The following is an 8317-nucleotide window of genomic DNA, read 5'->3' on the forward strand; positions in this document are numbered from 1 at the left end:
CATGAGCAACACCAAACTGTACGTGGGCAACCTGCCTTACTCCATCGACGATGGCGCCCTGCAACACAACTTCGCCGAGTTCGGCGACGTCACGTCCGCCAAGGTCATGACCGACCGTGACAGCGGCCGCTCCAAGGGCTTCGGCTTTGTCGAGATGGGCACGGCCGAGCAGGCCGAAGCCGCCATCCGCGGTCTGAACGGCATGTCCGTCGGCGGCCGCTCGATCGTGGTCAACGTCTCGCGTCCGAAGGAAAGCACGGGCGGCGGCTACGGTGGTGGCTACCGCAACGAGCGCCGCTCGGCCTACTGAGCACCCGCTGAGCGTTGCGCCAACCCGGCACGGGTTGGTGCCGTGAAGCCAGAAACCCCGCCGGAAACGGCGGGGTTTTCTTTTTTTATTGCGCCGAGGCGGGCAGGCCAAACACCTTGTCGAACGCCAGATTGAAGACGAAGGTGTAGATGAGGAAGAAGAGGATGAGCCCGGCCTCCAGCCAGAAGGCCTCCCACAGACTGACGCCGAACCACCAGGCGAACATGGGCACCAGGACGAGCACGAGCCCGCCCTCGAAGCCGACGGCGTGGGCCACCCGGCGCCAGACATTGCGGCCACGCACCGCCTGGCGGGCCTCCCAGCGCTCGAACAGCGTGTTGAAGACGATGTTCCAGATGATGGCGATGACCGAGGCGGCAACGGCCGCCACGCTGGCGTGCCCGGTGCCCTGGCCGGAGACCAGCGCCAGCAGGACGCTGGATACCGCGATGGCGATCAGCTCGTAAAGGGAAACGTAAACGACTCTGCGTTGGATACCTTGCATGATGGCCGCGATGTTAAACCTGATTTTCTGACGAAAAAAGTCAATTCCTTTCAGTTTTTTTGATAGATTGAAGGAATGACGGCATTCAACAGCGACAACGTGCAGGTCTTCCTGGCCGTGCTCGACCATGGTTCCTTCTCCGCCGCGGCCCGCCACCTCGGGCGCGTGCCCTCGGCGGTGAGCATGACCATCGCCCAACTGGAGGCCGAACTGGACCTGCGCCTGTTCGAGCGGGGCTCGCGCGAGCCCCGGCCCACGGCGGTGGCGCGGGCACTGGAGCCACAGGCGCGCCAGCTCGCCCGGCAGTTGCGGCAGTTGCAGGCGCACGCCGAGCAGATGCACCAGGGGCTGGAGCAGCGCCTGACGCTGGCGATCGCGCCCGAGCTGCTGTCGGCCCCCTGGAGCCAGCCGCTGGCGGTGCTGGCGCGCGAATTTCCCCTGCTCGACGTGGAGGTGCTGTCGGCGCCGCAGGCCGATGCCCTGCGCATGCTGTTCGCGGGCGAGGCCCATCTGGCGCTGGTCTTTGAGCGCCCGGGCGCCGACGAGCGCGAGTCCTTTCAGGAGGTCGGACAGGAGATCCTGGTGGCGGTCATGTCGCCCCGACACCCCGAGGCGATGGCGCGCCAGGGGCGGCTGCGGCTGGAGGATCTGGTCGACATCCGCCAGGTGGCCGTGGCCGGGCGCGACCGGCGCGGGGCCGATCCACGCCTGCTGCTGGCGCGCCAGATCTGGCGCACCGACAGCCACCTGAGCACGCTGAGCCTGGTGCAGGCCGAACTGGGTTGGGCTTACCTGCCCAAGCGCCTGGTCGAGCCGCTGGTGGCCACCGGGCAACTGGTCGAGATCCGCTTCGGCAACGTGACGGGCCAGTTGCGCCTGTGGGTGGATGTGGTCTGGCCGAACGACCGGCCACTGGGGCTGGGCGCCAAGCGCTTCATCGAGCTGATGCGGCAGACCACCAGCGCGTCACCCGGCTGAGCCGGCAGCCGCTGCGCCCCGACCTCACAATGGCGCCATGACTTCCCCTGCGAAACGCAAGGCATTGCCACGTATCGACCCCGCCCGCTGCACCGGCTGCGGCTGGTGCGTGGCGGTGTGCGAGCCTCACGTGCTGTCCCTGCACCCCGGCCCCGGGTGGCAGAAGAAAAGCGGCCTGCACGACGCGTCCGGCTGCACCGGCTGTGCGCTGTGCGCGGTCCGGTGCCCGTTCGACGCGATCACCATGGTGCGCACGGCCGACATCGGCCGGCGCTAGGCAGCGCCCATCCGGGCGACCGGCCGACCTCCGGCGCGTCACCCGGCTGAGCTGGCCTCAGCCGCCGCCCTGCACCACCAGCCGGTTCTCCACCGACACCACGCCCTCGATGCCCTGGACAAGGGTGGAGGCCCGCTCGCGCGAGCTCTCGTCGGGCGCCGGGCCGTTCAGCGTCACGCGGCCGGCCTGCGTGTCAACGTCGATCTGCAAGGCCTTGAGCTGCTCATCGGCGGCCAGCGCGGCGCTGATCCGGGTGGTGATGGCGGCATCGGTCGCGGCGCTGGCGGCCTCCGCGGCCATATTGCCGGCGGCCTCCTTGGCCTGCTCCATCGCGCTGCCCATCTCCTGGCCGACACGGTTGGCCGCGGACTCGGTGCTGGCGATGGCGTTGTCGATCTGCTGGCCGACCGTCTCACCTTCGTTGGCCTGCCCGCAGGCCACCAGCGTGAAGGCAGCGGCCGTGGTGGCCAGCACCAGGGTGATGCGGCGCTGAATCAGCGTGGTTGTCATGATCGGTCTCCTGTCAACATGGAATGGATGTGTCCGGTGGTGCCGCCGCGTTGGAACCTCGGCGCCGCCCCGGGCGGTGAACGACGTCCGATCTCGCGGACAACGTTGTGCATTCACTGTAGGCAATCGACCGCGCGCCGGCTGTCGGCGGTGGCTGGATCGGTTTGTAGGACAAGACCCCGGGTTGGATGTCCCGATGTATCCGGATGTGAACCGGTGGCGCGTGTCAGGTCAGTCCTGGGTCACCGGTGCCTCCAGACCCGCCTCGGCCTCCAGCGGCGGGTGCGCCAGCGTTTCGATGCTGCCCTTGCGGTCACGGGTCACGCGACCCTGCGCCAGATAGTGGCACATGCGCCAGATGTGGTGGGCGCTGCGCTCGATCCAGCGGTAGGTGTCGGTGCGGTGCAGGGCGTCCGAGGCGCCGCTGCGTCCCATCGGCACCAGCCGCAGCGCATCCTGCCGGCGCTGCGCCGCTTCGGCCGTCAGACCGACCGCCTCCAGCGACAGTTGATCCAGGCAGAGCGAGAGCTCGCGTTCGGCCAGGCCACGGCGGGCAGCATCAATGATGCGCTGTCCGTACCCGGCTGCCCAGGCGTAGTCCGGCTCCGACAAGCGCGCACGCGCCTGCAGCAGGTCGTGCAGCCGGGTGCACAGGCGCAGCAGGTGGTCGATGGCATGCAGTTGGGCGATGCGCGAGGCGGCCGATGCGGCGTCGTCGGGCGCCAGCTGGATGCGCCCCACGAACTCGTAGACCCGGTCGATGTCATGGTCCAGCGCGCGCAGGCGCGCTTCCATGTCATCGTCCTGCCCGTCGTGCAGGCGCGCCTCGAACAGCTCCAGGGCCTGACCGGCCAGTTGCTCCAGCGCCCGCTCCGAGGCCTCCAGCGCCACATCGGGCAGGGACAGCAGGCTGGCGTCCAGGCGGGCGGTGGCAGCGCTGGCGACCTCGGGCAGCAGGCGCTCGATCCAGCGCGAAAACGGCCCCGCCACCGGCAGGAACAGCAACACCCCCACGGCAATGAACAAGGTGTGGAAGGCCGCCAGGCTGCTGGCACCGGCGTCCAGCCCGGCATGTGCGTTCAGCCAGTCGATCGCTGCGTGGAACAGGGGCAGCAGCACGATGGCGATGATCCCTGCACCGGCATTGAACAGCACATAGGCCAGGGCCGTTCGCTTGGCATGCACGGTGCCACCGATGGCCGAGATGACGCCCGTGAACGTGGTGCCGATGGCCGCACCCACGACCAGGGCCGCCGCCTGATCGAAGTTGATCACCGCACCGTGCAGCGCCGTGAGCGTGGTGGCGATGGCCGCGGAGGACGACTGCATGATGGCGGTCATGGTCAGCCCCACCAGCATCACCGCCAGGCGCGCGCCGTAACCGCCGACCGGCAGCGAGGCCAGGTTGAACACCGTTGACAGCGCCTGCATGCTCCTGGACAGCGAGTCCAGGCCGGTGAACATCAGGCCGAAGCCGGCCAGAGCCAGGCCCAGCTCGGTCACGCGCCCCCTGCCCAGCAGCTTGAGGAAGGCGCCGATGCCGATCAGCGGCATGGTGTAGTAGCCCAGGCTGATTTTCAGCCCCAGCCCGGCCACGATCCAGCCCGTGGCCGTGTTGCCCAGGCTCGCCCCCAGCAGCACGCCCACGGCCTGCGACGCGCCGATCAGACCGGCGCTGACGAAGCCGATCAGCGTCACCGTGGTGGCGGTTGACGACTGCACCAGCATCGTCACCAGCGTGCCCGAGGCGAAGGCACGGGCCGGGCTGCCGGTGAAGCGGGTCAGTGCCCGCTGCAACGCGCCACCGGCAAAACCCACCAGGCCCTGCGACAGCAGCATCATGCCGATCAGGAACAAGCCGAGGCCGCCCGCAAAGGGGAAAAGAATGTCCATCATGGCGACATTGTCGCCAACCGGCACCCCGCTTCTTCCCGCCGCCGGCCGCGCCGACCCATGCGCCAGGCCAGTGCCACATGTTAAGGTACGGCACATCAATATTCACCCACCGCCCGGCAACGAAAGGCGCCCAGCCCATGCCGCACGACGTCAGCCTCATCGCGACCATTGCTGCGGGCTTCGGCCTGGCGATGGTCTTTGGCCTGATCGCCAGCCGGCTGAACATGCCGCCGCTGGTGGGTTATCTGCTGGCCGGCATCGTCGTCGGCCCGTTCACACCCGGTTTCGTGGCCGACGTCGGCCTGGCCGGCCAACTGGCCGAGATCGGCGTCATGCTGCTGATGTTCGGCGTCGGCCTGCATTTCTCGCTCAAGGACTTGCTGGCGGTCAAGCGCATCGCCGTGCCAGGCGCCATCGTGCAGATCGCGGTGGCCACGCTGCTGGGCATGGGCGTGTCCCTGCTGTGGGACTGGCCCCTGGGCGGCGCCATCGTCTTCGGACTGTGCCTGTCGGTGGCCAGCACGGTGGTGCTGTTGCGCGCGCTGGAGGCGCGCGGCCTGCTGCGATCGATCAACGGTCAGATCGCCGTCGGCTGGCTGGTGGTGGAAGACCTGGCCATGGTCATGGTGCTCGTGCTGCTGCCGGCGCTGGCCGGCCTGCTTCAGGCCGCCGACGGCCAGGCCGTGCCGATTGCCAGCGCCGGCGAGATCTGGACCACCGTGGGCATCACGCTGGCCAAGGTCACGGCCTTCATCGTGCTGATGCTGGTGGTCGGCCGGCGCGTGCTGCCCAAGCTGCTGTGGTGGGTCTCGCGCACCGGCTCACAGGAGCTGTTCACCCTGGCCGTGGTATCGACCGCCGTGGGTGTGGCCTTCGGCGCCGCCGAGCTGTTCGACGTGTCGTTCGCGCTGGGCGCCTTTTTCGCCGGCATGATGATGCGCGAATCCGAGTTCAGCCACCGCGCCGCCGACGAATCGCTGCCGTTGCGCGACGCCTTCGCGGTGCTGTTCTTCGTCTCGGTGGGCATGCTGTTCGACCCGACGGTGATCTGGTCGCAACCCCTCAAGCTGCTGGCGGTGGTGGCCATCATCTTCGTCGGCAAGACCGTCGCTGCCGTGGCACTGGTGCTGGCCTTCAACTACCCGCTCAACACCGCGCTCACCGTGGGCGCCAGCCTGGCGCAGATCGGGGAGTTCTCATTCATCCTGGCCAGCCTGGGCGTCGGTCTGGGCCTGATGCCGGTCGAGGGTCAGAGCCTGGTGCTCGCCGGGGCGCTGATCTCCATTGCCCTGAACCCGGCCGCCTTCTCGCTGGCCGAGCCCTTGCGTGCGTGGGTGCTGGCACGCTCGCCGCTGGCGCGCCGGCTGGAGCTGCGCGACGATCCACTGGCCGAATTGCCCATGTCCACCGACCACCGGCTGCTCAATGGCCAGGTGGTGCTGGTCGGCTACGGCCGCGTGGGTCGCCGCATCGCCGAGGCGCTGCATGCCCGCGGCCTGCCCTTCGTGGTGGCCGAACAGAACCGCGAGCGGGTCGATGCGCTGCGCCGCGACGGCATTGCCGCCGTCAGCGGTGACGCCGGCACGCCCGAGGTGCTGATCCAGGCCCACATCGCCCGCGCCGCCATGCTGGTGGTGGCCATCCCCGATACCGTCAACGTGCGCAAAATGGTCGAGGTGGCGCGCACCCTCAACCCCGCCATCGAAGTGGTGCTGCGCACGCACAGCGAGGAAGAGGCCGAACTGCTGCGCCGGGAAAGCCTGGGTGAAGTGTTCCTGGGCGAGCACGAACTGGCGCGCGGCATGGCGGCCCACATTCTCTCGCGCGTGGCAGCGCCCACCCACCACCACCGGCCATGAACGTCCGCACGAACCCACCGACCCGCCGCCACCCCTGTCCCGGCACCCCGACACCGGAGCGATGACCATGCCATTGATCCGCCACATCTTCACAGCCACCGACCTCTCGGACAACGCGCTGCCGGCCGTGGACCGGGGTTTCGAGCTCGCTGCCGCCACCGGCGCGCGGCTGACGCTGATGCACGCGGCCGGCGTCGATGCCCTGGCCATGCTGCGCGGGCTGCTCGGCGGGCAGACCGACGACATCTCGCGACAGGTGCTGACGCAGCGACGCGAAGCACTGGAGGCCGCGGCACGCGATCGGGCGCGGCACCAGGATGTGGACGTGACGCTGCTGGTGGAGCCGGGCCGGCCCGCGTCGGTGGTGCCCGCACGCGTGGCCGAATCCGGCGCCGACCTGGCGGTGGTGGGTGCACGCGGCGAGGGCTCCCTGCGGCGCCTGGTCGTGGGCTCGACGGCCTCGCGCCTGCTGCGCCAGAGCCGGTGTCCGGTGCTGCTGGTGAAGAACCCCGACTATCGACCCTACCGCCGCGTGCTGGTCCCGGTGGATTTCTCGCCCGGTTCGGCGCTGGCCATCCGTCTGGCGCGCGAGCTGGCACCCGGGGCCGATCTCGTGCTGCTGCACGTGTTCACCACACCCTTCGAAGGCGTGCTGCGCAATGCGGGCATCTCGCCCGAGACCGTGGAGCAGTACCGCAGCGAGGCGCGCGAGCGCGCCCAGCAGCAACTGCGCGCGCTGGCGGTGCAAACCGGCCTCGAACCGGATCGGCACACGCCCCTGGCCCTCGCGGGCGACACCGTGGGCGTGATCATCGGCGAGCAGGAACGCCTCGGCTGCGATCTGATCGCCATGGGCAAGCACGGCACCAACGTCACGACGGAGCTGCTGCTGGGCAGCGTCACCCAGCGCGTGCTTTCCGAGAGCGACGCCGACGTGCTGGTGGTGGTGAACAAGCAGCCGGCTCCATGACGCTGACGGCATCGGGGCTGCATCCATTCGCCGTCTTCCTGGGCGGCCTGGTGATTGTTGTCCTGGGGGCCGAGCTGCTGCTGCGCGGTGCGATGCGCCTGGCCAACCTGATGGGGCTGCGCCCGGTCACCATCGGGCTGACCGTGGTCGCGCTGGGCACCAGCATGCCCGAGCTGGCCGTCGGCCTGACGGCCGCGCAGAGCGGCCAGGGCGCACTGTCGGTGGGCAACATCGCCGGCGGCAACATCCTCAATATCCTGTTCATCCTGGGCCTGAGCGCCTCCATCCGGGCCCTGCCGACACGCTCCATGAGCGTGCGGGTCGAGGTGCCGGCCATGATCGCCACGGCCTTGCTGCTGCTGATCATGAGCCTGGACGGCCGGCTCACGCGTGGCGAAGGTCTTGGACTGCTGGTCTGTGCCACCGTGTACACGGTCCTGCTGGTGCGGGCCAGCCGCCGCGAAGGCGCCCTGGTGCGCGAAGAGTTCGCGCGCGAGTTCAACCCGACCGAGCGTGCGGACACCCGAGGCGGCCTGGCCGCACACCTGCCGCCCTGGCTCTGGAACTGCCTGCTGCTGGCCGCCGGCATCGCACTGGCGGCCCTGGGTGCCGACCTGATGGTGGCCGGCGCCTCGGCCATTGCCCGCGCCTTCGGTGTCTCGGACGCCGTCATCGGCCTGACCATCGTGGCCGTGGGCACCAATACGCCGGAAATGGTCACCACGCTGATCGCCACCTTGCGCAACGACCGCGACGTGGCCATCGGCAACCTGATCGGCAGCGGGATCTACAACGTGCTGGTCATCCTGGGCCTGACCATCGTCGCCGCCCCGGGCCCCATCCACATCGGCCGCGACATCCTCTGGATCGATCTGCCGCTGGCGGCCCTGGTGGCCATCATCTGTCTGCCGGTATTCAAAAGCGACCGCCGCGTCTCGCGCCGCGAGGGGATGGTCTTTGTGACGGCCTACCTGGCTTACCTGGGTTCCCTGCTGTTGTGGCGCATCTGAGC

The 8317-nt window shown here is 69.2% G+C and carries 9 protein-coding genes; 6 read left to right on the forward strand and 3 right to left on the reverse strand.

Annotation, left to right across the window (positions count from 1 at the left end; genetic code table 11):
* Position 1 precedes the first annotated feature (1 nt).
* On the forward strand, positions 2–310 hold the full coding sequence (locus tag PHQ87_RS12150) for an RNA-binding protein (RefSeq protein WP_300234606.1): 309 nt from the start codon (positions 2–4) through the stop codon (positions 308–310).
* An 85-nt stretch (positions 311–395) separates the two neighbouring features.
* On the opposite strand, the gene PHQ87_RS12155 is transcribed toward PHQ87_RS12150, so the two are convergent.
* Positions 396–815, reverse strand: coding sequence for a PACE efflux transporter (locus PHQ87_RS12155; protein ID WP_300234608.1), 420 nt, complete (start codon positions 813–815; stop codon positions 396–398).
* Between the two features lie 75 nt (positions 816–890).
* Here PHQ87_RS12155 and PHQ87_RS12160 point away from each other — a divergent pair, with 75 nt between their 5' ends.
* Positions 891–1793 (forward strand): LysR family transcriptional regulator, encoded by a 903-nt coding sequence (locus PHQ87_RS12160; protein WP_300234610.1) that lies wholly within the window; start codon positions 891–893, stop codon positions 1791–1793.
* Between the two features lie 37 nt (positions 1794–1830).
* The gene (locus tag PHQ87_RS12165) at positions 1831–2070 is read left to right on the forward strand and encodes a 4Fe-4S binding protein (RefSeq protein WP_300234612.1); all 240 of its coding nucleotides are present in this window, start codon (positions 1831–1833) and stop codon (positions 2068–2070) included.
* Between the two features lie 57 nt (positions 2071–2127).
* Here the strand turns inward: PHQ87_RS12165 and PHQ87_RS12170 are convergent, their stop codons facing one another.
* Both PHQ87_RS12170 and PHQ87_RS12175 read right to left on the reverse strand, forming a co-directional pair.
* On the reverse strand, positions 2128–2580 hold the full coding sequence (locus PHQ87_RS12170) for a BON domain-containing protein (RefSeq protein ID WP_300234614.1): 453 nt from the start codon (positions 2578–2580) through the stop codon (positions 2128–2130).
* Between the two features lie 231 nt (positions 2581–2811).
* Complete coding sequence (locus tag PHQ87_RS12175; protein WP_300234617.1) at positions 2812–4476, reverse strand: Na/Pi symporter; 1665 nt, start codon at positions 4474–4476, stop codon at positions 2812–2814.
* Between the two features lie 137 nt (positions 4477–4613).
* Between PHQ87_RS12175 and ybaL the strand changes: the two genes are divergently transcribed.
* The 3 genes from ybaL (at position 4614) to PHQ87_RS12190 (ending at position 8315) form a co-directional block, all read left to right on the forward strand.
* Positions 4614–6335, forward strand: coding sequence for a YbaL family putative K(+) efflux transporter (gene ybaL / locus PHQ87_RS12180; RefSeq protein ID WP_300234621.1), 1722 nt, complete (start codon positions 4614–4616; stop codon positions 6333–6335).
* A gap of 67 nt (positions 6336–6402) precedes the next feature.
* A complete protein-coding gene (locus tag PHQ87_RS12185) occupies positions 6403–7305 on the forward strand; it encodes a universal stress protein (protein WP_300234623.1) in 903 nt (300 codons plus the stop codon).
* A complete protein-coding gene (locus tag PHQ87_RS12190; RefSeq protein WP_300234627.1) occupies positions 7302–8315 on the forward strand; it encodes a calcium/sodium antiporter in 1014 nt (337 codons plus the stop codon). Before PHQ87_RS12185 ends, PHQ87_RS12190 begins: the two co-directional genes overlap by 4 nt.
* Positions 8316–8317: the final 2 nt, after the last annotated feature.

It is taken from the genome of Hydrogenophaga sp., from assembly GCF_028698005.1.
Taxonomy (GTDB): Bacteria; Pseudomonadota; Gammaproteobacteria; order Burkholderiales; family Burkholderiaceae_C; genus Hydrogenophaga.